We start from the raw sequence: 26,272 nt of genomic DNA, 5'->3' as shown, positions 1-26,272 counted from the left end.
GCGATTTATTTTTGGCAATATGTGCGGAATTTCACATACACTAAAGGTCTAGTTCAACCTCTTTCTCCAGACTATGGCGACCAGACCTCACTACATTTACCAGGGCGGCTCGGTGATGATGCATTCACCGCTGCAATTGAAAAACGCTGATATGTACGGCTTCTTCGTCAGGGGCGACCTGGCGAAATTGCAGGCCACGCTGGACGGCACGCTGAACGCGGTGGCCGGCGCGCGCATGCGCTTCAAGGCGATCTCGCCGTATGTGCTGATCACCTTCACGCAGGTGAACCATGCCGACTCCGCGGCGCCGGTCGATCACGCCAAGGGCTGGATCACGGAGATCGATATCGTCACCTGGATCATGGTCGGCGCCATGGACGACGACGGCGAGCTGTCGCACATTTACTACTACCCGGCGCACATCTTCGTGGACGATGCGATGGCGCTGATTAATGGCCGCGAACTGTTCGGTTATCCCAAGTATTTGTGCGAATACGAGATCGGTGCGCAGCGCTGCGCCTTGTCGGCCAAGGGCTTCCATCCGTTTTCGCCGGAGACCAAGATCGCGCTGCATCCGCTGCTGGAGGTGACCCCCACGCAGGCCAACGGCGACGAACGGGAAATCGGCAGCCTGCTGGAGTTGATCGAGCAGGCGATAGAACTGTTCGCGTCCATTCCCGATTTTTTCAACATGGATATCGCCGGCTGGGAGGACATCATCTCCCTGCTGCGCAATCCGCGCATCGATCAGATCTTCCTCAAGCAGTTCCCGGACAGCTTTGGGCTGAAGGCGGTGTACCAGGCCATTCTGGCGGCGCCGGCGACCATCGACAAGATCCACGGCGGCAAACTGCTGGGCCATGATTACGAAGCGGTGTTGCACGCCTTCGACAGCTTCCCGCTCAACGATACGCTGGGTCTTCAACTCGGTGCGCAGCAAGCCATCCTGCCGTACTACCTGAATTTCGATTTCACCGCGCAGCCGGGTGAGGAGCTGGTGGACAACTCGTCGGTCGCACCGCAGAAGATTGCGATCCTCGGCGGCGGCGTTAGCGCCATGACCACGGCCTATTATCTGACCGATCAACCGGGCTGGCAGAACAACTACGACATCACGGTCTACCAGCAAGGCTGGCGACTGGGCGGCAAGGGCGCCAGCGGGCGCAATGCGGCATACGGCCAGCGCATCGAGGAACATGGCCTGCACATCTGGTTCGGCTTTTACTCGAACGCGTTCAGGATGATCAAGGCCGCCTATGCGGCGCTGGATCGTCCGCCCGGCGCGCCGCTGGCCACCTGGCGCGACGCCTTCAGGCAGCAGGACTACTTGGCCTTGTCCGAGAAGGTCGGCGACCAATGGCACAACTGGTCGATCACGTTCCCGACGCTGCCGGGCGAACCGGGAGAGGGCGATCAGAAGATCACGCTGTGGCAGATGGCCGTGGCAATGGTCAGCTGGATCGAACAGTGGATACGCAGCCTGGATCATCTCACCAAGGAGATGGAGCTGGCGCCGCATCCGCACCATACCGGCATCATTCCGGACTGGCTGTATCACCTGGCCGAAGGCGTGACATCGTCGGCGTCAGAGTTGATGGATGATGTATCGCTGCTGGCGGGCGCCTTGTCCGGCATGGTGTTCAACATGGCGGAGGATGCGAGCAAGGGCCAGCATCTGGCGCTGGCCGGCGCCATGGCGGGCGTGCGCAGCAAGCTGCATTCGCGCTACGATAAGCTGATTGCGCGCGCAGATGGTGATGTCGCTGACGATATCCGCCGCCTGTTCATCTGCCTGGACCTCGGCATGACCATCATGAAGGGCGTGTTTGAGGATGGCGTGATACGCAACGGCTTCGATGTGATCAATGATATCGATTTTCGCGACTGGCTGCGCAAGCATGGCGGCGATGAGCAACTGGCCGTGAATTCGGCGCCGGTGCGCGGTTTCTATGACCTGATCTTCGCATACGAAGGAGGTCATTTCGACAAGCCGAACGCGGAAGCCGGCACCATGCTGCGCTCCATGGCGCGCATCGGCCTGGCCTACAAGGGCGGCATCATGTTCAAGATGCAGGCGGGGATGGGCGATACCATCTTTACGCCGCTGTATCAGGCGCTGTTGAAGCGGGGCGTGAAGTTCAAGTTCTTCCACAAGGTGGAGGAGCTGGTGCCGGATGGCGCGCAGATCGGCAGCATCCGCATGACGCAGCAGGTGCAGCTGGCAGGCGCCGATTACGATCCGCTGGTGCCGGTAAAAGGGTTGGATTGCTGGCCGAGCGCACCGCTGTATCCGCAGATTGACGAGCTGCAGGCGCAACTGCTGCAGGCCAAGGAAATCAACCTGGAGTCGCATTGGACCGACTGGCCGGAGGTGTACCGCGAAGCCTTCGGCAAGGAGCTGCCAACAGTAACGCTGAAGCGCGGCGTGGATTTCGATCAGGTGGTGTTCGGGATTTCGATCGGTTCCTTGCCGGTGCTATGCCCGCAGTTGCTGGCGCAAAGCCCGGCGCTGCTGACGACGTCGGAGAAAGTGCAGACGGTGGCCACGCAAGCCTATCAGGTCTGGCTGGACAAGGATCTGAAACAGATGGGCTGGGCGTATCAGCCGGGCGGCCAGCAGCCGGTGTTGAGTGGTTTCACCGAGCCGTTTGATACGTGGGCGCCGATGGATCAGCTGCTGGAGCGCGAGGACTGGCCGGCGCCGCTCGATCCGCGCAATGTGTCCTACTTCTGTAGTGCGCTGACGGTGGATAGCTATCCGCCTGCCAGCGTGCATGGCTTCCCGGCTGAGATGGCGGAAGTGGCGAAGCAGGGTGCGATTAATCAGTTGAGCAAGGAGATTGCGTCGCTATGGTCGGCGGCCGGGCCGGCGGGCGCGTTCCCGTGGCAATGGCTGGTGGACGGTAGCGAGGCCACTGGCGTGCAGCGCTTCGATGCGCAGTACTGGCGGGCGAATGTCGATCCGTCCGAGCGCTACGTGATGTCGGTGGTCGGCTCGACCAAGTATCGGCTGCGCACCGACCAATCAGGCTTCTCGAATCTGTTCCTGACGGGCGACTGGATCAAGACCGGCATCAATGCCGGCTGCGTGGAGGCGGCGGTGATGGCGGGCATGCAGGCCTCGCGCGCGATCAGCGGTTATCCCGCTGTCATTGAAGGCGAGACTGACTTCTAAAGCTGCTTGTGGAAGAAGGTGGTGCCGCAGTAGGCGCCATCCGGCATCAGCGCGAAGTTGGGCACGGTGCCGACGGTCTGCCAGCCGGCACGTTGGTACAGGCGTTCGGCGTCGCCACCGGTGACGGTGTCCAGTACCAGCACGGTCTTGGCTTCGTCGCGCGCTGCCTGTTCAACGGCGGCCATCAGTTGGGCAGCGAGGCCACGGCGACGGGCGTCGCGGTGTATCAGCATTTTGGCGACATCGGCGCGGTGTGGCTGGTTGTCCGGTTGCGCGGTGATTAGCTGTACGGTGCCGAGGATGCGGCCTGCGGTTTCCGCCACCAGTAGCACGCGTTCCTTGCGAGCGGCGGCTTGCAGTACGCCTTGCCAGAACTCCAGCGCTTTTTCGCGCGCCAACGGCAGCATGAAGCTGACCGAGGCGCCGCCTTCCACGCAATCGATCAAGACATCGGCCAATGCCTGTGCCAGCGGGGCTGCGCGTTCGCGCGCTTCGTCGGTGCTGATGCGGCGGATGACGATATCGGCGTCGATGGCGGTCATGGATTTCTCCGGGTAGTGGCTTGCGTGGCCAGCGCCACCAGATAGCGCGCCGGCTTGTCGGTAGGGTTGTGGTAGACGATGTGTCGGTCCAGGCGCATGGCCAGCGTGTCGCCGGCTTCAAGGCGCCATTGCTGGTCGCCGGCGCTGATATCCATTGCGCCTTCGATCATCCACACTTGCTGGTGAATGTCGGCGTTGTGCGGCACGCTGTCGTAGGCCACGCGTTGACCGGCCGGGAAGACCACATCGACCAGTTGCAGCGGCGACGGCGCGGAGGGCGACAGGCTGCGTCGCATATAGCCGGAGCCGGGATCGGTCCATACCGGCTGCTCGGCCACGCGCGCCACCGGTGATGGCTCGCTGTCTTCGCTTTTGTCTTCAAACAGGGTGGCCAGCGACACGCCTAGCGCGCTGGCGAGTTTGTCCAGTACCGCTGCGGTAGGGCTGCTCTCGCCGCGTTCAATCAGCGAGATGTTGGAGCGGCTGACGCCACTGCGGGTCGCCAGCGCGTCCAGCGACAGCCCTTGGGCGTCGCGCAGTTCCCGCAGACGGCGGGCAATGAGAAGGTTGATGTCCATGGATTTCCATTTTACAGGAAATCCATGTCCAGTAAACTGGAATTAAGGTTTTTTGCTGACGTTGGTGTGGCTTGAATCGTCGCCGCGCGCGCCGGCATTCTTGTCGCGATGCGAGGCTGCGGTGGCGGCAGCGGAGGCGCTCTGCTGGTTGCGCTGGTCTTCGCGGTTGTGGTTGTCCTGGCGCAGCGCGCGTTCGCTCTGTTCCTTCGGATCGTGCTGGAGGTTGCCCGCCGGCGTGTCGTTGCCTGGATGGCCGGTAGCGTGGTTGCCGCTTTCGGACATGCCTTGCGTTTTGGGATCGTAGCCTTCCTGCGGCATGTTGGCGCCGGGTTTGAAACCGCGTGGATCTGGTTTGTTGGATTGGCTCATGATGGGTCTCCTGTGTAAAGGTGTAGCGCTATGCTAAGCCCGCCCTGCGATGTGGTCCGTAGGTGCACACGCCGTGGCCGTGTAGGAGTGTGCGTGAGCGAACGGAGCCGCCTTTGGCTGCGTGCCAAGCTTGCCTCACACAAGGAGGTCACATGCCGGAAGTACGACAAGGACAAGCGCCAGAAAAGCTGGAGCGCAAGGAGTTTCACCTGCAGTTTATGCGGTCGTTCGTTGATCCGAGGTTTGAGCAGGCCTCGGACGCCCTGGCGCAGGTGGAGGAAATCGCCTGGCGTAATTATGATGAGGGACGCAAGGCGCCTATCACGCAGAAGGCCGGCAGCGAGTTTGCCGATCCTGACTACGATATGTCAGTGGAATGGAAGGAGACGCGCGATCGTTTGCTGGCGGCTGAGCAGCGGCAGAAAGATCCGTCGACACAGTCGCGCGTGTTGCTGATCATTGGCGCGGCACGCAATGACGGCAGCTGTCCGGGTGAGATATCCAAGACCTATCGCATGAGTTTATGGGCGAAGGAAGTGCTGGAAGCTGCGGATATCGAGGTCGATATATTGGATTTGAGTTTGCTGACGTCTGCCTATGACCAGCATATCCATCCTTGCAAGGGCTGCGTGTCGACTGCCATGCCGCTGTGTCACTGGCCGTGCAGCTGTTATCCAAATCATGGCGAGCGCCAGGTGAATGATTGGATGGCGGAGATTTACGAAAAGTGGGTGGCGGCGCATGGCGTCATCATTCTGACGCCGACATACTGGTATCAGGCGCCGTCTGTGCTCAAGCTGATGATCGACCGCTTGGTCTGTGCTGACGGTGGCAATCCAGATCCGACTACGACGCATGGCAAGAAGGCAGCGGAGGCCAAGGCGCTGGAGCTGGCTGGGTGGGATTATCCCAAGCACCTAGCCGGACGGGCGTATGGGCTGGTGGTGCATGGCGATGTAGCGGGCATTGAAGGGCTGCGGCGCGGATTGGCCGATTGGCTGGACTGGATGGGGCTTATCGATGCCGGCAAGCAGTCGGCGTTGGATCGGTATGTCGGCTATTACGAATCGTATGCAGACAGCCACGCGACGCTGGATAAGGATGAGGCATTCCAGGAAGAGGTGCGCAATGTGGCGCGCTCGGTCGCGGTGGCGGTGGAGCAGCTGCGCAGCGGCGCGCTGCACAAGGCGGACGAAGATATTAAGCCGGCGCGGCCGAAGTGAACTCGCTTTAGCGCTTGCGCGCCAACGTCACGCCGTCGCTGATTGGCAGCATCGACAGGTCGATGCGTTGGTCTTCGCGCAGTTTGATGTTGAGCGCTTGCAGGGCGGCGGTGTCCGGATCTTCGGCGCGGGCGGCGACACGGCCGTCGCGCAGCGTGTTATCCAGCACCATCAGGCCGCCGGGGCGCAGCAACTGCAGGCAGCTTTCGTAATAACCGTCGTAGCCCACCTTGTCGGCGTCGATGAAAGCAAAGTCGTACAGCCCGGCCTCGCCGTCGTTCAGCAACGCTTGCAGTGTATCTTGCGCCGGCGCCAGGCGCAGGTCGATCTTGTCGGCCACTCCGGCCTGCTGCCAGAACGGCTTGGCGACACTGGTGTATTCATCGCTGATGTCGCAGGCGACCAATCGACCTTCCGGCGGCAGCGCCAGCGCCACCGACAGCGCGCTGTAGCCGGTGAACACGCCGACCTCAATCGCATTGCGCGCACCCATCAGCTTGACCAGCAACGCCATGAACTGGCCTTGCTCCGGCGAGATTTGCATGCTGGCGCGTTCATGCCCACGCGTGGCGGCGCGCAGCGCGGTTTGCGCCGGATGTTCGCGCAATGAATGCGCGAGGACGTAGTCATACAATGTATCGGTCAAATTAAGCGTGCGGTTGGACATGCTGATAGCTCCCTGAATATGTGAGCCAGAGTGTAGCAGCGTCCGCGCCAACGCGGCTCACGCTTGATCAGTAGCCTGCGTTACCACCAGCCGCGAGAAGCTGGCCACGCAGCCCACCGCCGCAAACGCCGCCGCCAGCATCAGCGCATACGACGTGCCACGCAAGGGCGACAGCGTGAAGCAGTACGCCACCAGCGCCGCACCGGTAGCCTGGCCGATCAGCCGCGCAGTGGCGACAATACCGCTGGCGCCGCCCGCGCGCGACGGCGGTGCGCTGCCCATGATGGCTTTCAGGTTCGGCGCCTGGAAGAAGCCGAAGCCGATACCGCACCACGCCATGCGCCAGCCGATATCGAACACGGTCGGATTCGCCGGCAGCATCACCATCGCCACCAGGCCGGACGACAATATGGCGGTACCGATGCCGCCCAGCGCACCGGGCGGATAGCGGTCGCTCAGGCGGCCGGCGATCGGCGCCATCACCGCCACCAGCACCGCCCATGGCGTCAGCAGGAAGCCGGTTTCAATTGGTGAGCGGCCCAGCGTATGCTCAAAATAAAACGGCAGCGAGACAAACGCCAGGCCTTGGGCGGCGAAGGTGCACACCGCCGTCAAGGCGGACAGCGCGAACAGCGGCCGCTTGAACAAGTCCACCGGCAGCATCGGCGCCGCATGGCCGGCCTGGCGGCGCAGCAGCAGGGCAAACAGCACCAGCGTGATGATCACCTCCGGCAGCAGTCGTTGCCAGCCTTCCTGGTGCGCGGCGTCGCCGAAGGTGAGGATCAGCATGCCGAAGGCGAACACGTTGAGGATGGCGGTTGGCGCGTCGATCTTGTGGCTGGCGCGGTGCGTGTGCGGCAGCGCGCGGCGGCCCAGCAGCACGGCGATCACGCCCAGCGGCACGTTGATGGCGAACAGCCATGGCCACGAGGCCACTGCCAGAATCAGCGAGGCGGCGGTGGGGCCAACCGCAAAGCCCACCGCTACCACCAGCGAATTGAGGCCGAAGCCGCGTCCGTGCAGCTTGGACGGGAAGATGGAACGCACCAGCGCGGTGTTCACGCCCATCATGGCGGCGCCGCCGATGCCCTGGAACAGCCGCGCCACTACCAGCGACGGCAGCGACCACGCCAGCGCGCAGGCCAGCGAAGCGGCGGTAAACAGGGTCAATCCGATCAGGCATACGCGCCGGTAGCCGATCACTTCGCCCAGCGCGGCAAACGGCAGCAGCGTGGCGACCATGGCCAATTGATAAACATTGACGATCCAGACCGAGGCGGCGGGCGTGGTGCGCAGTTGGTCGGCGATGGCGGGAAGAGCGGTGTTGGCGATTGCCGTATCGAGCGCGGACATGCCGACGCCGATGGCAACCGACAGCATGGCGAGCCAGCGCGCATCGGGCGGCAGGCCGTCGCGCGCAGCCAGCGCGCTATCTTGAGGGTTCATGGAAAATCCGATGCAAGGTGAACTAAGCCTCTCATTGTCGCGGAAAACGCGAAACTTTGCTGGACCCCGCTCAGGTGCTGGCGCAGGCACCGCGCAGATCGGCGCAGGCTTTGTCCAGCGCCGCTTCGACGTCCGGTAGCATGTCGATGACTTCTACCAGGTCGCCGGCGCTGGCGGCGGCTTCCATTTCGTGGCACAGCGAGTGCAGGTGCGTGGAGTTGAGGTAGCCGGCGCTGCCTTTCAGCGCGTGGATGGCCGCCGCCGCCGCGTTGCTGTTGCCGGCGACGACCGCCGCCCGCGCCGTTTCCAGCCGGCGCGGCGCTTCGTCCAGGAAGGCCTGGGTGATGCGCTGCATGTGCTTGTGCGACAGGCCGGCCAACGGCATGATCTGCACCGTGTCCGGCGGGGCCTCCGCTTGCTCGATGCCAAACTGCTCGTCCAGCGATGCGGTGCGATCGGCCGCCAGTTGCATCGCATCGGTGGGGCGCAATGGCCGGCCGCGGCTCAGGTGCTGGGCGATGACTTTTTCCACCTGGTCGTACAGCAGGCGTTCGTCGACCGGTTTGCTGAGGAAGCCGTCCATGCCGCCGGCCAGGTAGCGCGCGCGGTCATGGTCGCTGGCGTTGGCTGTCAGCGCGATGATCGGGATGGCCGGATCGAGTACGCGATAGTCTTCGCTGCCGCCGGCGCGGATCAGGCGCGTGGCCTGTTCGCCGTCCATCATCGGCATGCGGCCGTCCATCAGCACCAGGTCGTAGGCGGCGGTGCTCAGTGCGTGCAGCGCTTGCAGGCCGTTTTCCACAATGCGGATATCGTGCCCCATGCCCTCCAGCAGTGTGCTGACGATGATCTGGTTGGTGCGCACGTCTTCCGCGCACAGTACGCGCAGGCGGTAGGCGTGGTGCTCCTTGCGCGGCAGCGCGGTGGCGTCGACGGCCGGCGCCGTACCCAGTGCCAGCGGCAGCGTGACGGTGAAGGTGGAGCCGGCGCCGACCCGGCTCTGGGCCATGATCGAACCGCCCATCAGTTCTACCAGTTCCTTGCAGATCGCCAGGCCAAGGCCGGTGCCGCCGTAGCGGCGCGTGGTCGAATGGTCGGCCTGCTCGAATTTCTGGAACAGGCGTGGCAACGTATCCGGCGGGATGCCGGGACCGGTGTCGCTGACGTCGAAACAGACGCTGGCGCGGCCGTCGGCCAGTTGCAGCGACGCGGCGTCCAGCCGCACTTCGCCGCGATCGGTGAACTTGATGGCGTTGCCCAGCAGATTAAGCAGGATCTGGCGCAGGCGCGTCGGGTCGCCGCGCACATAGCGCGGCAGGTCCAGCGCCAGGTCGGAGCGCAGCAACAGGCTTTTGGCGTCGGCCTGCTGTTGCAGGATGCCGAGGGCGTCGTCGATCAGCGCGATCAGGTCGAAGTCCACGGTTTCGATGGACAGGCGGCCGGCATCGATCTTGGAGAAGTCGAGGATGTCGTTGAGGATCGCCAGCAGCGATTCGCTGTTCTGCAAGCCGATGCGCAGATACTCTTCGGTCCTGCCGCGCACCGACTGGTCGCGCATGGCGAATTTGATCATGCCGATCACGCCGGCCAGCGGCGTGCGGATGTCATGGCTCATCGCCGACAGGAAGTCGATGCGGTGGCGGCTGACCACTTCTGCATGCTCCTTGGCCTCGGTCAGCTGTGCCGTGCGTTCGTTGACGCGCTGTTCCAGGTTGTTGCGCAGCAGGCGGATCTGGTCGGCCAGCGCAAACGCCAGCAGCACGCCGTCCAGCGTGCCGCCGAGGAGCGTGAACAGCTGCGCATTGCTGACCAGCGCCGGGATCAGGCCGACGTTGGCCGGCAGGATGAACAGGCCCGGCACCATCAGCGCGACGAAGCCGAACACGAAGAAGCGCGCCGGGTAGTAGCCGCTGCGCCAGACGATGATGCCGGTGGTGAGCGCCATCGTCATCCAGATGGTGATGACGATGGTGGCGATGGTGTGGGCGTAGCTCAGCGCCAGGAAGCAGCTTGGCAGCGTCACCAGCGGCAGGATGATGTTGATGCGGCTCAGCGCATACAGGCGCGGCGCCGTTTCCTTCAGCCGCAGGAAGGTGGTGTAGAACAGCGTGCTCAGTACCGGCAGCAGGAAGAAGGGCACGTAATGCCAGTGCAGGTTATGCCAGCCGAACAAATCGGCCGACATATGGAAGGTCATGCCCCACGCCACCGCGTAGCACAGCACATACAGCGAGTAATACAGCGACGAGCGGTCGCGCGTGATCGAGTAGATGAAGAAGTTGAACACGGTGAGCGCCAGCAGCGCACCCACGGCGCCGATGATCAGCACATTTTCCTTGGCCACCAGCTGCTGGTAGTCGGTGCGCGGCAGCACCGAGAACACCGGCGTGCGCGCGTAGTAAGGGCTGGAGAAGCGGATCAGCACCTTGTAGCGCTGGCCCGGTTGCAGGTCGATGTCCTTGCCGTAGTGAAGCAGGTAGGCATGCGGCTGGCGGTAGCCGGTCATCATCTGGTGGATGCTGCCGTCTTCGTTATAGATCTGGATGTCGACCAGGTCGATCAGCGTGTCATTTGGATCGATGACCCAGTGCTGCTGGCGGCTGTCGTTGCGCAGCTCTGCATACAGCCAATAGCCGCCGCCCAGCAGATTGACCTTGGACGCCGGCGTGAGCTTGGCCAGCATGGCCGGCAGGCCGGCGGCGGTGACGGGATAAGGTTCGCCATTGTCGGCATACAGCTGACCGGCCTTGGCCAGGTCGATGTTGGTGCTGGTCAGTGCGATGGGAGCGGCGGCGGCATGCGCGCACATCGCCAGCAGCAGGAGCAGGGCATAGCGACGCAGGTATGCGGTGAAGCTGTATATCTTGCTCGCTTTGCTCATTCGTGGTCCGTGCGCCGGCTGTCCATGGGTAGGTGGTAGCCCATTTTAAACGAGAACTTAGCGCTTTGGTATGATGGCGGCTTTGCTCTTCAGGACGATATCTTGCTTATTTCACCAGAACAGTTCATCGGATTCCTCGGCGCGGCGCTGCTGATCACCATTTCGCCGGGTCCGGACAACCTGATGGTGCTCAGCGTCGGCATGACGCGCGGCCGTCGCCAGGGCATGATGTTTGGCCTTGGCTGCGCGCTGGGATGCCTGAGCCATACGGTATTGGCCGCACTGGGCGTGAGCGCCTTGATCAAGGCGTCGCCGCTGGCGTTTGGCGCCTTGAAGCTGCTGGGTGGCGGCTATCTGATCTGGCTCGGCTATGGCGCCTTGCGCAGCCGTGGCGGCGCGCGGGTGGAAGGTGTCGGATTGCCCGATGAAAGTCTGCGCAAGCTGTTTACCAAGGGATTGTTCGCCAATATGATCAATCCGAAGGTGGTGTTGTTCTTTCTGTCGTTTTTGCCGCAGTTTGTGGTGGCCTCGCGCGGCGACGCGGCGTGGCAGACGGCACAACTTGGGCTGCTGTTCACGGCGCAGGCGGTGGTGCTGTTCGGATTGCTCGGCTATTTTTCCGGCGCGGTGGGGGCGTGGATCAATCGCACGCCGAGTGCCGGCAAGTGGATGGACCGGGTGGCCGGCGCGATTTTCGTCGGCCTTGGTTTGCGCCTGATTATCGCCCGCTGAAAAACTTTGATCGGGAAGGTGTGATGTCATCAGGGCGTCATGCATGGCTGAGATACTGGCTTTGCTCTTTCAAGTCTCTCCCGATTTGAAACTTTGGGCCCGCGCCTCGCGAAGTGCGCGGGCTTTTTTTTATCTGGCTGTCAGGTCAAAGCGCAGCTCCATCGAATCCAGCACGGACATGGCGCCGCCCATGACGGAAAACGGCGTCAGGCCGAAATCGGTTTGCTTCAGCTGGACCGTGCCTTTGACGTTGATGACGCCATTTTCTTCGCGCAGTTCGACCGGAATCGCCAGCGTGCGCGTGACGCCGTGCAGTGTGATGGCGACTTGCAGCGGCTGGCCGGCGGCGCGGCGTTCCACGTGCACGGTGACCAGCGGATAGCGGTCCGCGTCCAGCACCTTGGTCAGCATGTTGTGGCGCGTGCCTTCGATGGCATCGGCGGATGGCTGCTTTTCCAGGCCGGCGATGCGGCGCAGGTCTGCTTCATCTATTTTCATCTCATCGAGACGAAACTGGAAATCCGCTACATTGCGCGATGGCGAAACCGTGCCAGTCACCGTATGGCTTGCGACCACATGGTCATGACCGAGCCGCGCCAATATGCCGCCGCGTCGCACGGTGACGGCGATCAGCGATTGTGCGGTGTCGATATGCAGTAGCGGGCCGGCGTCCGGCAGCGCCGGTATTGTGGGCGGTGTTTCGACGGCAGCAGGTGCGCCTGCGGGGGCGGTCGCCGGCGGCGGCAACTGCGTGCAAGCGCTCAGCGCACACAGTGCTGCTAATACTATGTAAGTTAATTTAGTGTGCGTCATTTGGCCGTCATATTGTCCAATTATTATCGCTCCCGCTGATGATAGCTTGTTCCATCCGACCCCGTGCCCAAGATGGCGCGGATGCTCACGGTGCATGGCTCAGCAGGCTGGCCGGTGGCCTCAAACACCGGCACCATCCCCCCATCCTTTGTACCTTAATGAAGTTCTAAGCCTGCGCTTTGCGATCGGTGGCAAAGTAGAACCCATAGCGCGAGGTTAAGCCCAGCGCCAGGTTGCCGGACCTATAACGCCCGGCACAATTTTAGTCCAGACGACACCATAGTCGGCGGACCACCGGACATCCCCACGCTTTCGAGCGTTTTGCGACCAGCACCGTCTAACGACGATGCTGGTTTTTTTTGCCTTTAGCCAGCGTGCTGCTTCAGCCACGCGTCAATCTGCGGCAGACGCTTGGTACGCACCTTGATGCGGTACTCGATTGCCGCAATCGCCTGCTTGGTATCGCCTTGCGCATCGGCCGGCAGGTACTGCCTGGCGTAAGCCTGCAGTTTGCCGATCATTGCCGGATCAGCCGAACGTCCGCCCAGGCCAGGGAAGTAGCGGCTGCGCGAGGCGCCATCAACGATCTTGTCGATCTGGTCGCGGTGCGAGATAGCGAAGTCGAACGCCAGGTCTGGGTGGTTGCCCGCGACATGGCCGATGATCGACGCACCGGCAGTGGCGCCCGGTTCATCGGTCAGCGCCAGGTCTAGCGCGCGTTGCGCCTGTGCCTTGTCGCTGGCGGAGCCCAGCAGGTCATACATCTGCGCCTTGATCATGTTCGACTGCTCGGCCTTGGCGGCGGCGCGCATCTGGTCCCAGGTGGCGGCGTCCGCACTGGCGGCGATCACACTCAGGACCGGACGACGCAGCGCCGCCGGCATGGCCGACGGATCGCTGGCCGATGCGGCATAGCGGCGGCGAGCTTCGGCGATCACGCTTTCATCGCCCACTTCGCCCAGCACGCGGATCAGCGTGTCGCGCAGGTTGGCTACAGGTGCTGCTTCATCCTTGGCGGCGGCCCAGCCGATGCGGGCAAACACTGGCGCCAGGCGCGCACGCGCAAAGCGGTCCAGCGCCGCGCGCTGTTCCGGCTTGCCTTCGTAGCTGTCGTGCAGGCCGGCCAGTACGCCGGCGATCTTCTGCCACACTTGCGGCGCAGCGTCCACCGGCGCGCTGTTGGCCAGGTCGAGGAAGCTGGATGCCGGCATCAGGCCTGCCATGCCCAGCGCCCAGCTATCCGACAGCAGGCCAAGTTGGTCGATGGTCGGGATGGTGGCGAAGTCTTTCGCCAGCGCGCTGAAGGCCTTGTCGGTATACAGCGTGCGGTAGTAGCCACTCTGGCCGGCATTCACCAGCACCACGCCGCAACCCGGCAGCGTCATGCTGGCTTTGCCGCCGCTGACTACGGTGCGCACCGTGGTTCCGCCGATGGTCTGGGCGATCACCGGCACGCGCCAGCTCAATGGCTTCTTGTTTTCCTTGTCCTTGCTGAATTCACCTTGCGTCAGCTGGATGGTGGTCTTGCCGTTCTTGCAGACTGCATCGGCCACGCGGATCAGCGGCACGCCGGGTTGCAGCGTGAAGTCGTGGGCGATCGCGGTCACCGGCTTGTGCGCGGCTTTTTCCACCTCGCGCCACAGGTCGTCGGACACCGTGTTGCCATAGGCATGCTTGGCGATGTAGCTGCGCACGCCGGCGCGCCAGCCTTCTTCGCCCACATAGTTTTCCAGCATGCGGATCACCGATTCGCCTTTGCTGTAGGTGATGTTGTCGAACGCCTGGCTGGCCTGTTCGACGGTGGCGATGCGCTGCACGATCGGGTGGGTGGTGGCCAGTGCGTCCTGCTCCATCGCGCCTTCGCGGGTGCCGACTGCGCGCAGTTCCCAGTTCCACTCAGGGTGCAGGCGGGTGGTGGTGCGCGATTCCATCCACGAGGCGAAACCCTCGTTCAGCCACAGGTCGTCCCACCATGCCATGGTCACCAGGTCGCCGAACCACTGGTGCGCCATTTCGTGCGCGGCCACCAGGAAGGAACCTTCCTTGTCCGATTGCGTGGCGACGCGTGGATCGAGCAGGATCGAATTTTCAAAGGTAAAGATGGCGCCCCAGTTTTCCATGGCGCTGAAGAACTGGCTGCGGCCCGGCGCGGCGATGTTGTCCAGCTTAGGCAGCGGATATTTGACGCCGAAGTAGTCGTTGTACTCTTTCAGCACGTTGCGCGACGAGTCCAGCGCAAACTGCGCCTGACCCAGCGAACCCTTTTGCGTAATCACGCCCAGCTCCACGCCTTGCTCCATGGCGGTGGCGCGCTCAAATTCGCCCAGGCCGAAGAACAGCAGGTAGGTCGACATTTTTGGCGTGGTGGCAAAGCGCACCAGCTCACGGCCATCGGCCAGCCTAGTGGTGGAAGTCGCCGGCATGTTGGACACGGCCATCTGGCCGGCAGGGACGGTGGCTTCCACCGCGAAGGTGGCTTTGTAGAACGGCTCATCCCACGACGGGATCATGCGGCGCGCGTCGGAGTTTTCAAACTGGGTGTACAAGGCGCGTTTCTTGGCGCCGCCGTTGTCGTAGTCGAGCGAGAACAGGCCCGAGGCCTGGGTGCCGATCACGCCGGTGTAGTCCAGTTTGAGCTGGTAGCTGCCCGGTTTCAGGGTGTCGGCGAAATGGAAGGTGACGGTCTGCTTGTCGGCGTCGATGTCGGTCTTGCTGGCTTGCTGCGATTTGCCTGGGCCGGCGCTGATGGCGGCGGCGCTGAATTTCAGGTCGGCGGCGTTCAGGGTCAGGCTGCTGGTGGCTTGTTTGACATCGAGCGCAATGGTCACGCTGGCGCTAAAGCTGCTGTTGGCGGCATCGGGCGTCAGCGACACGGCGTAGTGCGTCGGGACGGCGGTGCGGGGAAGCTGGGTGGTGACCTGCGTAACTTTGGCGGCAGGGGCAGCGGCGACCAGGGTAGGGGCGCCGGCGGACAATCCCAGCAGCGCCATGACGGCGAGCGAAATCAAACTGCGTTGCATGCTTTTCCTTTGTAATGTGAGCCTTTTGGGCAAGCAAGCAATCTACGGCGAAGCGCGGACGCTGTCAAATCCCAAATAGGATTATGATCTTGCTACGTTCACTTGGCAGAAGGCACAGACATGATCGATTTGTACACAGCCGCGACTCCCAACGGCCACAAAGTCTCCATCGCGCTGGAAGAGCTGGAACTGACCTACACGCTGCATGCGCTGGACCTGATGGCCGGCGAGCAGAAAGAACCGTGGTTCCTGGCGATTAATCCGAACGGCCGCATCCCGGCCATCGTCGACCGCGCCGAGGACAATTTTGCGGTGTTCGAGTCCGGCGCCATCCTGATTTATCTGGCCGAGAAAACCGGCGAATTGATGCCGACCGATTTCAAGGTTCGCTCGCAGGTGCTGCAATGGCTGATGTTCCAGATGGGCGGCGTCGGCCCGATGATGGGTCAGGCCAATGTGTTCCACCGCTACTTCCCGGAGAAGATCCAGCCGGCCATCGACCGCTATCAGGGCGAGAGCAAGCGCCTGTTCCGCGTGCTGGACGCGCACCTGGCGCAGCACGAATACCTGGCCGGCGATTATTCGATCGCCGATATCGCCAACTGGGCCTGGGTCCATACGCACAACTGGTCGGGCGTGACGGTGGATGATCTGCCGCACCTGCAACGCTGGCTGGCGGCGATTGCCGCGCGGCCGGCGGTGCAGCGCGGGATCATCATGCCGCCGCGCGTTGACCGTACCGATCCCACCACGGTGGGCACCATGCTGGAACGAGGACAATCGCGATGAAACTCTACACCTCATCCCGCGCGCCCAATCCGCGCCGCGTCGCCATGTTCATTGCCGAGAAAGGGCTGACCGGTATTGAATCGGTGCAGATCGACATCGGCGCCGGCCAGCATCGCAGTGCCGGATACCTGGCGCTCAATCCATTTGGCCGCGTGCCGGCGCTGGAACTGGACGACGGCCGCGTGCTGTGCGAAACGCGCGCCATCTGCTCCTGGCTGGAAGGCTATGCGCCCGAGCCTAATCTGATGGGCGAGGGCTTTGACGAACGGGCCTTCATCGAGATGACGGACCGCCGCGTCGAACTGCATCTGTTCCTTGGCGCCGCCAACTGCATTCGCCACACGCATCCCGGCCTGGCTGCATTGGAGCAGCCGCAGTTTCCAGAGTACGGCACAGCGCAGGCCGAGAAGATGCGCGAGACGGCGCGCTGGCTGGATGCAACCCTGGCTGGCCAGCCCTTTGTGGCCGGGCAGCGCTTCACCATCGCCGACATTACGGCGTTCTGTGCGCTGGAGTTTGCACGTGGGCTGATGAAATTCCGGCCGGGGCAGGAGGGACTGGCACACCTTCAGGCATGGCGCGACCGCATCGCCGAGCGTCCCAGCGCGGGCGCGCTCGGCTAAGTGATTTAAGCGACGCGTTTATACCAGGACTGGTTGGCCAGAAGCGGCTTGTAGTGGCGGGACAATGGATCGTGGTCGTCCAGCGGCCGGTCCAGCGCCAACGTGCCGAATGGCGCCAGGCTGCCGTCAAACAGCTGCAAGACGCGCTTGCGCAGCGCCGGCCCAAAGTCGGGCAGGGTACGGTGACCGAGGATCATCTGGAACTCGTTGAACGAAGCATCGGTCACCAGATTGTATTGCGCCCACGTGATGCGGCCGGCCAGCTGCGGCTTCAACGCTGCATGCAGTCCGTCCGCATTGACATCGAAATAGTCAATCAGCTTGCCGACGCCACCGCTGCGCGCGTAGTTCTCTTGCAGTTCATCCAGCCGCGCCATCGGCAAGCTGGCGTGCTGCGCGTCGGCCAGCATGGTGTCGCTGGCGACGGTGGCGTAGATTTCGGTGCGCGGCGCCAGCTGCTCCTGTTCCAGCAGGATGGCCAGCGTCCAGGCCTGCTGCGGGCTGGCGCAATCGGCCAGCCATACGCGCGGCAGCGCGGCGCCATGCAGGCTCACGCCCAGGGACCGCCGCAGCATCGACACTTCCAGCGCATCGTCAAACATCAGCGCCGGCGCCACGTACAGCGCGCGCAGCAGGGTGTTGTACGTTTCGCCATCGTGCAGCACGCGCGATTGCAGCGCCGAGATGGTGGCCAGGCCGAGACGCAGCCGCAGCGCCTGCACCTTGCCCGCCACCAGCGCGCGGTCGTAGCCGCGAAAGTCGTAGCCATGGCATTGGTACAGCGCTTGCAGCAGCAGCTCCAGTTCCAGCTCCTCCACCGAGGAAGGAAGCAGGGAAGACATTAGTGCAGCCATACACGCATCAGCGACAGCAGCTGTGCCACATCCACCGGCTTGGTGATGTAGTCCGACGCGCCGGCCGCGATACATTTATCGCGGTCGCCCTTCATCGCCTTGGCCGTCAGCGTGATGATCGGCAGCGATTTGAATTTAGGGATGCGGCGAATCGCGCGCATGGTGTCGTAGCCGTCCATCTCCGGCATCATGATGTCCATCAGGACGATCTCAATGGTCGGATCGCGCTCCAGCACCTCGATGCCATCGCGGCCGTTTTCGGCGAACAGCACATGCATCTGCTGGCGTTCCAGCAGCGATGACAGCGCGAAGATGTTGCGCAGGTCATCATCGACGATCAGTACCTTGCGTCCCGCCAGGCCGCCTTCCGCCGCGTGGATCTCTTCCAGCATCTTGCGCTGCGCTTCCGGCAGGCTGGCCTGCGAACGGTGCAGGAACAGCGCTGTTTCGTCCAGCAACCGCTCCGGCGAGCGCGCATCCTTAATCACGATGGTCTTGGCGTAGCGTTTAAGCTTGGCCACTTCCTTGCGGTTCAGGTCCTTGGCGGTGTTGATTACCACCGGCAGGTCGCGCAGCGATTCGTTCTTGCCGATGATGTCCAGCAGGTCGAAACCGCTGATGTCCGGCAGCGTCAGGTCCAGCACCATGCAGTCGAAGTGCTGCTCGCGAAGCGCGTCCAGCGCCGCCTGGCCGGTTTCCACCGCCATGATGTGGATGTCGGCGTCGCCGATCAGTGCCACGATGGAGTCGCGCTGCGCCGGTTCGTCATCCACCACCAGCAGGCTGCGCTTTCCGCCCAGCAGGAACTTCTGGATGCGGGTGAACTCTTCCTGCAAGGCTTCCTTGCTGACCGGTTTATTCAGGTAGGAGATGGCGCCCAGCCGCAGCGCGCGTTCGCGTTCGCGCAAACTGGACATCACATGCACCGGAATGTGGCGCGTGCTCGGATCACGTTTCAGGCGGTCCAGCACCGTGAAGCCATCGATGTCCGGCAGGTCCAGGTCCAGCAGGATGGCGGACGGCAGGTAGTCGCGCGCCAGGCTCAAGGCGGAATCGCCCTGCATGGTGACGATCCCCTTGAAGTTCTTCTCGCGCGCGAAGCCCAGCACAATCTGCGAGAAACGCTCGTCGTCCTCGATGATCAGCACCGATGGATCGCCTGGCGCCACCAGGCCGCGGTCATCGCTGCCGCTGTATTGGTCCAGTTCCGCATCCTGCTCGAACAGGTTGCTGTGGTCCGCCAGTGCCAGTTCGGTCTGCGCTTGCAGCGTGTAGACCACTTGCGGCGACGGCGTCGGCAGGCGTACCTGCGGCTGGCGGTTAATGTCGTAGTTGATGAAGCCCGCGCGGTTATATGGCAGGAACAGCGTGAAGGTGGAGCCGCTGCCGACCACCGACTCGACGCGGATCTCGCCGCCCAGCAGGCGCGCCAGCTCGCGCGAAATCGACAGGCCAAGGCCGGTGCCGCCGTACTTGCGGGCGGTGGAGCCGTCGGCCTGCTGGAATGCTTCGAAGATCAGCTGCAGTTTGTCTGAAGCGATGCCGACGCCGGTGTCGGTCACCGCGAACGACAGCACCGCATCCGCATGCAGCAGGTTCGGGTGGTCGCTGGTGAAGCCGCTGTTGACCAGACTGATTTCCAGCGACACTTGGCCATGCGTGGTGAACTTGAAGGCGTTCGACAGCAGGTTTTTCAGCACCTGCTGCAGGCGCGTGGTATCGGTCATCATGGCGGTCGGCAGGCTGTCTTTCAGTTCCACCGAGAAGCCGAGGTGCTTGGCTTCCGCCATGTGACGGAAGGTGCGGTCGACGTAGTTGCGCAGATTCTGGAAGCGGTACTCCGATACGTCCAGCGTCACCGTGCCCGACTCGATCTTCGACAAGTCCAGAATATCGTTGATCAGCGTCAGAAGGTCGGAGCCGGAGCCGTGGATGGTCTTGGCGAATTCCACCTGCTTGCCGGACAGGTTGCCGTCCGGGTTATCGCCCAGTTGCTGCGCCAGGATCAGCAGCGAATTCAATGGCGTGCGCAGCTCGTGCGACATATTCGCCAGGAACTCGGATTTGTACTTGGACGACAGCGCCAGCTGGGTGGCTTTCTCTTCCAGCGCCAGCTTGGCTTGCTCCACCTCGCGGTTTTTGCGTTCCACCTCGATATTCTGCTCGGACAGCAGGCGGGCTTTCTCGGCCAGTTCCTGGTTGGTCTGTTGCAGTTCCTGCGCCAGCGACTGCGACTGCGTCAACAGCGACTCGGTGCGGCTGTTCGCCTCGATGGTGTTCAGCACCACGCCAATCGATTCCATCAGCTGGTCGAGGAAAGACAGGTGGGTTTCGGTGAAGCGGTCCAGCGAGGCGATCTCGATCACCGCCTTGACCTGTTGTTCAAACAGGATAGGCAGCACGACAATATTATTCGGTGGCGCCGCGCCGAGGCCTGACGACACCACGATGTAATCACGCGGCACGTCGGTCAGCCAGATGCGCACTTTCTCCAGCGCGCACTGGCCGACCAGGCCTTCGCCCGGCAGGAAGGAGGTCGGCAGCTTGCGGCTGGAGCGGTAGCCGTAGCTGGCGATCATGCGCAGGCGCGCATCGCTGTCGCCGGCGTCCATCATGTAGAACACGCCGTGGTGGGCCGAGACCAGCGGCGCCAGCTCGGACAGAATCAGCTTGGTCACGGCCTGCAAGTCGCGCTGGCCTTGCAGCAGGCGGGTAAAGCGCGCCAGATTGGTCTTCAGCCAATCCTGCTGTGCGTTCTTCAGCGTGGTGTCTTTCAGGTTACGGATCATCTCATTGATGTTGTCCTTCAGGTAGGACACCTCGCCGCGCGCTTCCACCTGAATGGAACGCGACAAGTCGCCGCGCGTCACGGCGGTTGCCACCTCCGCAATCGCGCGCACCTGGTTGGTCAGATTCGCCGCCAACTGGTTGACGTTCTCGGTCAAGTCCTTCCAGGTGCCGGCCACGCCGGACACGTTGGCCTGGCCGCCCAGCTTACCTTCGGTACCCACTTCACGCGCCACGCGGGTCACCTCGGAAGCGAAGGAGGACAATTGGTCCACCATCACGTTGATGGTGTCTTTCAGTTCCAGGATCTCGCCTTTGACGTCCACCGTAATCTTTTTCGACAAGTCGCCACGCGCCACGGCGGTGGTCACCGCCGCGATGTTACGCACCTGGCCCGTCAAGTTGGACGCCATGAAGTTGACGTTATCGGTCAAGTCCTTCCAGGTGCCGCCGACGCCCGGCACATAGGCCTGGCCGCCCAGCTTACCCTCGGTACCCACCTCGCGCGCCACCCGCGTCACCTCGGAAGCGAAGGAGGACAATTGGTCCACCATCACGTTGATGGTGTTTTTCAGTTCGAGAATCTCGCCCTTGACGTCCACCGTGATTTTCTTCGACAAGTCGCCGTTGGCCACGGCGGTGGTCACGTCGGCGATGTTACGCACCTGGCCGGTCAAGTTACCCGCCATCGAGTTCACGCCGTCGGTCAAGTCCTTCCAGGTGCCGGCCACGCCGGGCACGTTGGCCTGGCCGCCCAGCTTACCTTCGGTACCCACCTCGCGCGCCACCCGCGTTACTTCCGATGCGAAGGAGTTTAACTGGTCGACCATCACGTTGATGGTGTTTTTCAGTTCGAGAATCTCGCCTTTGACGTCCACCGTAATTTTCTTGGACAAGTCGCCATTCGCCACGGCGGTGGTCACGTCCGCGATGTTACGCACCTGGCCCGTCAAGTTACCCGCCATCGAGTTCACCGAGTCGGTCAAGTCCTTCCAGGTGCCGGCCACGCCTTTCACCTGCGCCTGGCCGCCCAGCTTACCTTCCGTACCCACCTCGCGCGCCACCCGCGTTACCTCGGAAGCGAAGGAGGACAATTGGTCCACCATCACGTTGATGGTGTTTTTCAATTCGAGAATCTCGCCCTTGACGTCCACCGTAATCTTTTTCGACAAGTCGCCATTCGCCACCGCCGTCGTCACCGCCGCAATGTTACGCACCTGGCCTGTCAGATTGGACGCCATGAAGTTGACGTTATCGGTCAAGTCCTTCCAGGTGCCGCCGACGCCCGGCACGTACGCCTGGCCGCCCAGCTTACCCTCGGTACCCACCTCGCGCGCCACCCGCGTTACTTCGGAAGCGAAGGAGCGCAGCTGGTCCACCATCACGTTGATGGTGTCCTTCAGTTGCAGGATCTCGCCGCGCACGTCCACCGTGATTTTTTTCGACAAGTCGCCGTTGGCCACTGCGGTGGTCACCTCGGCGATGTTGCGCACCTGCGAGGTCAGATTACCCGCCATCGAGTTCACCGAGTCGGTCAAGTCCTTCCAGGTGCCGGCCACGCCTTTTACCTGCGCCTGGCCGCCCAGCTTACCTTCCGTACCCACCTCGCGCGCCACGCGCGTCACTTCGGACGAGAAGGACGACAGCTGCTCCACCATCGTATTCGCGGTCATCGCCGCGCGCAGGTACTGGCCTTTCAGCGGATGGCCGTCAACCTCCAGCGCCATGGTCTGCGACAGGTCGCCCTTGGCCACCGCGCCGATCACGCGCGCCATTTCGGAGGTCGGCCGCACCAGGTCATCAATCAGCGTATTGACGGAGCTGAGAATGGTGGCCCAGCCGCCGGTGGTGTTGGTCATCTCGGCCCGTTGCGTCAAGCGGCCTTCGCGGCCCACCACGCGGCTCACTTCCGTCACTTCGCGCACCATGCGCGACTTGGTGTCGATGATGTCGTTCAGCGTATCGGCGATCTTGCCAGCCATGCCGATCCAGTCGGATGGCATGCGCACTGAAAAGTCTCCTTTTTTCAGTGCCATCAGCGTGGAGAGCAAAACCTTTGCGTCCAGCTGTTCGCCCAAGTCGGTCATATTATTCATGTCTTATTCCTCGTTGCTTAGGAGGGTAGGTGAGTTGAGATTAAAATTGATATCGCTGGTTTGTTCCAGTAGTCCGGATGCCGTCAACGGCGGATAAAACAGATCGCCCTGGCATAGATGGCAGCCCAGTTCCTGTAGTACTTCCATTTGCAGGCGAGTCTCGACGCCCAGTGCGATCACGCGCATCGACAGCGCTTTCGCCAGATGCACCACGGCGGCCACGATGTCGGTGCCGCCTTCGTCATTGCCGATGCCGTGTACGAAGCTGCGGTCGATCTTCAGCGCGTTGAGCTGCCATCGCTTGCACGCGGCCAGCGACGAGCGCGCGCTGCCGAAATCGTCCAGCGCCGTGCGCACGCCGGCGCTTTGCAGTTGCATCAGCAATTGCGCCAGCGGCTCGGTGGGACCGAGCAGCAGTTTTTCATTCAGTTCGATGCCCATGCTGCCCGGCGTCAGGCCGTGCTTGCGCATCGCCGGCAGCAGCGCGTGCAGCAGGTCCGCATGCAGCTGCGGTGTCGCCAGATTAAGCCAGATGCACAGGGGCGGACCTTGCACGCCGTGGGCGCTGCCGCTCAGGCTTTGCCACAACGACGCCTGCGAACAGCCTTGCGCGATGACCCACGCGTCGATGCGGTCGAGCAGTGTGCGCTCTTGCACCTGCGGCAGGAACTGCGCCGCTTCCAGCGGCCCATGCACCGGATGGCGCCAGGTCAGCAGCGCTTCTGCGGCGATCACGCGGCCGCTTCGCAGGTCGACCTGCGGCTGGTAGCGCAGCTCCAGCTGGTTGGCCGCCAGCGCCTTGCGCAGGTCGAGCGTCCATTGTTCCCGTTCGCGTTCGCGCACATTCAGCTGCTCGTGGAAGAACTGCACCGGCGCGGCAGTATTCTGCTTGGCGTGGTACATCGCGGTGTCCGCGTTCTTCATCAGCGCTTGGGCGTTGGCGCCGTCTTCGGGATACAGCGCGATGCCGATGCTGGCTGCCGTTTTCAAACGATGGCTGCCGATGTCGAAGGGCAGGGCGCAGGCCTGCTCGATCTTGCGGCCGACGCGCGCGGCGTTGGAGGAGGCGGATTTGCCTTCGATGAGCACCACGAATTCGTCGCCGCCCAGGCGGGCGACGATGTCGGCCACCCGTACCGCAGCCGACAGCCGCGCCGCCACCTGGCGCAGCAATTCGTCGCCGGCTTCGTGGCCGTAGTTGTCGTTGATCTGCTTGAATTTGTCGAGGTCGAGGAATAGCAACGCGAAGCCGACGCCGCTGCGGTCGCAGGTGGCGACGGCGTGTTCCAGCTGCTGGATCAGCGCGCGGCGGTTGAGCAGGTTGGTGAGCGCGTCGCGCGTGGACAGGTCATGCGCGCGTTGCTCCGCCTGTTTGCGTTCCTTGATTTCCAGTTCCAGTTCGGCGTTGATGCGCTCCAGGTCTTGCAGGCGCTGCACACGCAAGTCCTGGTTGAGGCGCGCCAGTTCGTCGCTCTTGATGCGCAGTTGCAGATTCTTGGCCGCCATCTCGACAAACACCGCCACCTTGGCTTGCAGGATTTGCGGGATAACCGGCGTGAACAGGTAATCGGCCGCGCCTTTCTGGTACGCCTTCAGGCGGTTCATCTCATCCGCGTAGTGGGCGGTGATGAAGATAATCGGCGTGCCGGCCGAGCGCGGATGCGAGTGGATCGCTTCGGCGGTCTCAAAGCCGTCCATGTTCGGCATGCTGACGTCCAGCAGGATCACGGCAAACTCTTGCAGCAGCACGTGGCGCAGCGCTTCCTTGCCCGAGCTGGCAGTGATCAGTTCGTACAAATGCTGATCGGCCGCATCCAGCAGCAGGCTCTCCAGCGCGTACAAGCTGGCCGGATCGTCGTTGACGAGAAGGACTTTAGGAATATGCACGGCTGGGCTAGTTTTGGACTATCGATTTGGAAGGTAAAAGATACTCTTGTATGGTGTGGAGTCAAGCAATTTTGTGCGCTGCCGCACTATGACGTCAGGCACTATTTTATCGTTTTAATAACTGTGATTCCAGCTTTTCTAGCAAGAAAAATATTAATGGAATTAAATTTTCTACTGCGCACGATTGGCGGGCTATCAACGCGGCAATTGCGTCACCCAGACAGGCGCGCTCCACAGCATTTTGCCGTCGTCTTGCGTGACTCTTGCGTAATAAAAGTGTTCGCCTGGTAACGGCGTGAGGGTGCGTTTGCTCGTTGTACTGATCGCGGCGACTGTCCCGTTGCGGCCGGGCACGCCGTGAAAGATGCTGATCGCGGCGATGCTGCGGCCGGCGCCGTTCGCGTAGTCCGCTTTCAGCGTTAATTTGCCGCGATTCTGGAAGCGTTCGCCCATCATGTGGCCGTTGGCGGTGAAGATCAGCTGGCTACGTTTGTCCATCGTCGCGTAGATGCGGCGGGCTTGCAGGGCATCCAGCAGGCTGGCTGGCGTGAGCGGTGTGCTGCGGGGCAGCAGAACGGCCGTTCGGTTTGAGTACGCCGCGCCCCAGTTGGCGCAGTGATTGTCCTGGTTGCTGCTGAAGGCGAGGTGGTAGCCGGCCTCCAGCAGCGCGTTGCAGCCGGCTTCGAAATTGCTGCGGCGTGGCTCGTTTTCGTCGGTGCTGGTGGAATAGGCGCTGCTGTTCATCACTTCGCACAGCAGCATGCTGGCGTCGCCGTCGGCGCTCCAGGCCAGCGGCTGGCCGTTGATGGCGAACTGGTCGCGCTGCGGATGGTTGAATTGGCCGAACCAGTGATGTTGGCGCAGATGCTGGTACAGCGTCTGGTAGTCGCTCTTGGGCGTTTCCTCGTCGGCCAGCAGTTCGCCCTGGGCGTTGCGCTCCCAGCCGAGCAGGGCGTCGGCGTTGAGGATGTTGATGTGACCGCCTTGGCTGATCACGCCCCATTCCTGGCCGTACAGCGCGAGGAATGGAGGGTGGTCGGTGCGCCATTGCGCGGCCTGGCGCAAACCGTCCTGGAACAGGGCGCGGACCGCACTGGCGTCGGCGGCGCGGTTGGTACCGTCGGAGCCGTCGAACATGTGGTTGTGCTCGGAGGTCATCAGGAAGTCGAGGCCGTGTTGCTGGGCGTAAGCGTAGGCGTCGGACGGGCCGAAGGCGCCGTGCTGCGGCTCCTGCGCGCCGGTGCACTGGTCGAGCACGCCGCCGCCGTCGCTGTGGTTGGTCTGACTGTGCAGGTTGCCGAGGTAGATGTCGTACAACGCTGTCGCTGCCGTTGCAGGCGGGACTGCCGCCGCGAACGAGGCGATCGCACGCCGATTCGTTGTCGCTGCGCCGACCGCAACCGGCCAGCTTTGCTCAATCTCGCCGCCGCCGTCCAGGCTCGCCCAAAGCTTCATCCTGTAGACGCCTTTCGGCACGTCCTCACGCCAGTGCACTGTCACCTCCACCGGCTCACCAGCGACCGTGCGCATGCCTTGCCAGCTGCGCACCGCCGTTTCATCATGCCGGGGCAGCAGGGCCAACCGCCAGCGCAGTGAGTTCGCTGCGGGCGCCACCGTGAAGCGCAGCGTAATCACCCGCTCGCCCCACGTATCTGCATGAAATGGAACTTGTAACACAGCATCAAACTCATGCCGTTCCTCATCCGCATGAAGCGAACTCATTATCGTCGCTAGCACGATGCATGTCATGAATTTCCGCAGCATAATTGCCTCCATGAGACAGCCTCATC

17 protein-coding genes are annotated in these 26,272 nt (G+C 62.7%); 5 read left to right on the top strand and 12 right to left on the bottom strand.

Features of this window, described 5'->3' with window-relative positions; all coding sequences use genetic code 11:
• Positions 1–73: 73 nt before the first annotated feature.
• Entirely contained in the window at positions 74–3,175 is a 3,102-nt protein-coding gene (locus GTP69_RS09790) for an NAD(P)-binding protein (RefSeq protein ID WP_161054712.1), read from the top strand.
• On the opposite strand, the gene GTP69_RS09785 is transcribed toward GTP69_RS09790, so the two are convergent.
• The 3 genes from GTP69_RS09785 to GTP69_RS09775 are packed head-to-tail and all read right to left on the bottom strand — an operon-like array spanning position 3,172 to position 4,664.
• The gene (locus GTP69_RS09785; RefSeq protein ID WP_161054711.1) at positions 3,172–3,717 is read right to left on the bottom strand and encodes a GNAT family N-acetyltransferase; all 546 of its coding nucleotides are present in this window, start codon (positions 3,715–3,717) and stop codon (positions 3,172–3,174) included. The genes GTP69_RS09790 and GTP69_RS09785 overlap by 4 nt on opposite strands.
• Complete coding sequence (locus GTP69_RS09780; RefSeq protein ID WP_161054710.1) at positions 3,714–4,295, bottom strand: helix-turn-helix domain-containing protein; 582 nt, start codon at positions 4,293–4,295, stop codon at positions 3,714–3,716. The genes GTP69_RS09785 and GTP69_RS09780 overlap by 4 nt, the downstream gene beginning before the upstream one ends.
• Positions 4,296–4,337: 42 nt before the next feature.
• The gene (locus GTP69_RS09775) at positions 4,338–4,664 is read right to left on the bottom strand and encodes a hypothetical protein (RefSeq protein ID WP_161054709.1); all 327 of its coding nucleotides are present in this window, start codon (positions 4,662–4,664) and stop codon (positions 4,338–4,340) included.
• Positions 4,665–4,816: 152 nt separating this feature from the next.
• Between GTP69_RS09775 and GTP69_RS09770 the strand changes: the two genes are divergently transcribed.
• On the top strand, positions 4,817–5,887 hold the full coding sequence (locus GTP69_RS09770; RefSeq protein ID WP_161054708.1) for a flavodoxin family protein: 1,071 nt from the start codon (positions 4,817–4,819) through the stop codon (positions 5,885–5,887).
• A gap of 7 nt (positions 5,888–5,894) precedes the next feature.
• On the opposite strand, the gene GTP69_RS09765 is transcribed toward GTP69_RS09770, so the two are convergent.
• The 3 genes from GTP69_RS09765 to GTP69_RS09755 all read right to left on the bottom strand — a co-directional run bounded on the left by GTP69_RS09765 (position 5,895) and on the right by GTP69_RS09755 (position 10,881).
• Positions 5,895–6,554: a class I SAM-dependent methyltransferase gene (locus tag GTP69_RS09765; protein WP_161054707.1), complete on the bottom strand. Its 660-nt coding sequence runs from the start codon at positions 6,552–6,554 to the stop codon at positions 5,895–5,897.
• Between the two features lie 57 nt (positions 6,555–6,611).
• A complete protein-coding gene (locus GTP69_RS09760) occupies positions 6,612–8,000 on the bottom strand; it encodes an MFS transporter (protein WP_161054706.1) in 1,389 nt (462 codons plus the stop codon).
• Between the two features lie 70 nt (positions 8,001–8,070).
• Entirely contained in the window at positions 8,071–10,881 is a 2,811-nt protein-coding gene (locus tag GTP69_RS09755) for a hybrid sensor histidine kinase/response regulator (RefSeq protein WP_161054705.1), read from the bottom strand.
• A gap of 102 nt (positions 10,882–10,983) precedes the next feature.
• Between GTP69_RS09755 and GTP69_RS09750 the strand changes: the two genes are divergently transcribed.
• Positions 10,984–11,613, top strand: a complete 630-nt coding sequence (locus GTP69_RS09750) for a LysE family translocator (RefSeq protein ID WP_161054704.1) — start codon at positions 10,984–10,986, stop codon at positions 11,611–11,613.
• A gap of 129 nt (positions 11,614–11,742) precedes the next feature.
• Here the strand turns inward: GTP69_RS09750 and GTP69_RS09745 are convergent, their stop codons facing one another.
• A complete protein-coding gene (locus tag GTP69_RS09745; protein WP_161054703.1) occupies positions 11,743–12,426 on the bottom strand; it encodes a YceI family protein in 684 nt (227 codons plus the stop codon).
• Between the two features lie 365 nt (positions 12,427–12,791).
• Positions 12,792–15,446: a M1 family metallopeptidase gene (locus GTP69_RS09740; protein ID WP_161054702.1), complete on the bottom strand. Its 2,655-nt coding sequence runs from the start codon at positions 15,444–15,446 to the stop codon at positions 12,792–12,794.
• A gap of 120 nt (positions 15,447–15,566) precedes the next feature.
• On the opposite strand from GTP69_RS09740, the gene GTP69_RS09735 reads away from it, so the two are divergent.
• On the top strand, positions 15,567–16,235 hold the full coding sequence (locus GTP69_RS09735) for a glutathione S-transferase family protein (RefSeq protein ID WP_161054701.1): 669 nt from the start codon (positions 15,567–15,569) through the stop codon (positions 16,233–16,235).
• Positions 16,232–16,858, top strand: coding sequence for a glutathione S-transferase family protein (locus GTP69_RS09730; protein ID WP_161054700.1), 627 nt, complete (start codon positions 16,232–16,234; stop codon positions 16,856–16,858). The genes GTP69_RS09735 and GTP69_RS09730 overlap by 4 nt, the downstream gene beginning before the upstream one ends.
• Positions 16,859–16,863: 5 nt before the next feature.
• Here the strand turns inward: GTP69_RS09730 and GTP69_RS09725 are convergent, their stop codons facing one another.
• The 4 genes from GTP69_RS09725 to GTP69_RS09710 form a co-directional block, all read right to left on the bottom strand.
• On the bottom strand, positions 16,864–17,700 hold the full coding sequence (locus GTP69_RS09725) for a CheR family methyltransferase (protein WP_229260879.1): 837 nt from the start codon (positions 17,698–17,700) through the stop codon (positions 16,864–16,866).
• Positions 17,700–22,595, bottom strand: coding sequence for a hybrid sensor histidine kinase/response regulator (locus GTP69_RS09720; RefSeq protein ID WP_161054698.1), 4,896 nt, complete (start codon positions 22,593–22,595; stop codon positions 17,700–17,702). Before GTP69_RS09720 ends, GTP69_RS09725 begins: the two co-directional genes overlap by 1 nt.
• A 3-nt stretch (positions 22,596–22,598) precedes the next feature.
• Positions 22,599–24,482, bottom strand: a complete 1,884-nt coding sequence (locus GTP69_RS31825; protein ID WP_161054697.1) for a putative bifunctional diguanylate cyclase/phosphodiesterase — start codon at positions 24,480–24,482, stop codon at positions 22,599–22,601.
• Between the two features lie 195 nt (positions 24,483–24,677).
• On the bottom strand, positions 24,678–26,159 hold the full coding sequence (locus tag GTP69_RS09710; protein ID WP_371867878.1) for a CehA/McbA family metallohydrolase: 1,482 nt from the start codon (positions 26,157–26,159) through the stop codon (positions 24,678–24,680).
• Positions 26,160–26,272: the final 113 nt, after the last annotated feature.

This window comes from Duganella levis (genome assembly GCF_009857605.1).
Classification (GTDB): Bacteria; Pseudomonadota; Gammaproteobacteria; order Burkholderiales; family Burkholderiaceae_D; genus Rugamonas; species Rugamonas levis.
The sequence above is the reverse complement of the archived record's forward strand: the minus strand, read 5'-3'. Positions and strand labels throughout refer to the sequence as shown.

What these genes read in the sequence shown, in the direction of transcription:
- GTP69_RS09790 (WP_161054712.1), top strand. Translation starts at nt 74, where the DNA reads ATGGCGACCAGACCTCACTACATTTACCAGGGCGGCTCGGTGATGATG.
- GTP69_RS09785 (WP_161054711.1), bottom strand. Translation starts at nt 3,717, where the DNA reads ATGACCGCCATCGACGCCGATATCGTCATCCGCCGCATCAGCACCGAC.
- GTP69_RS09780 (WP_161054710.1), bottom strand. Translation starts at nt 4,295, where the DNA reads ATGGACATCAACCTTCTCATTGCCCGCCGTCTGCGGGAACTGCGCGAC.
- GTP69_RS09775 (WP_161054709.1), bottom strand. Translation starts at nt 4,664, where the DNA reads ATGAGCCAATCCAACAAACCAGATCCACGCGGTTTCAAACCCGGCGCC.
- GTP69_RS09770 (WP_161054708.1), top strand. Translation starts at nt 4,817, where the DNA reads ATGCCGGAAGTACGACAAGGACAAGCGCCAGAAAAGCTGGAGCGCAAG.
- GTP69_RS09765 (WP_161054707.1), bottom strand. Translation starts at nt 6,554, where the DNA reads ATGTCCAACCGCACGCTTAATTTGACCGATACATTGTATGACTACGTC.
- GTP69_RS09760 (WP_161054706.1), bottom strand. Translation starts at nt 8,000, where the DNA reads ATGAACCCTCAAGATAGCGCGCTGGCTGCGCGCGACGGCCTGCCGCCC.
- GTP69_RS09755 (WP_161054705.1), bottom strand. Translation starts at nt 10,881, where the DNA reads ATGAGCAAAGCGAGCAAGATATACAGCTTCACCGCATACCTGCGTCGC.
- GTP69_RS09745 (WP_161054703.1), bottom strand. Translation starts at nt 12,426, where the DNA reads ATGACGCACACTAAATTAACTTACATAGTATTAGCAGCACTGTGTGCG.
- GTP69_RS09740 (WP_161054702.1), bottom strand. Translation starts at nt 15,446, where the DNA reads ATGCAACGCAGTTTGATTTCGCTCGCCGTCATGGCGCTGCTGGGATTG.
- GTP69_RS09735 (WP_161054701.1), top strand. Translation starts at nt 15,567, where the DNA reads ATGATCGATTTGTACACAGCCGCGACTCCCAACGGCCACAAAGTCTCC.
- GTP69_RS09730 (WP_161054700.1), top strand. Translation starts at nt 16,232, where the DNA reads ATGAAACTCTACACCTCATCCCGCGCGCCCAATCCGCGCCGCGTCGCC.
- GTP69_RS09725 (WP_229260879.1), bottom strand. Translation starts at nt 17,700, where the DNA reads ATGTCTTCCCTGCTTCCTTCCTCGGTGGAGGAGCTGGAACTGGAGCTG.
- GTP69_RS09720 (WP_161054698.1), bottom strand. Translation starts at nt 22,595, where the DNA reads ATGAATAATATGACCGACTTGGGCGAACAGCTGGACGCAAAGGTTTTG.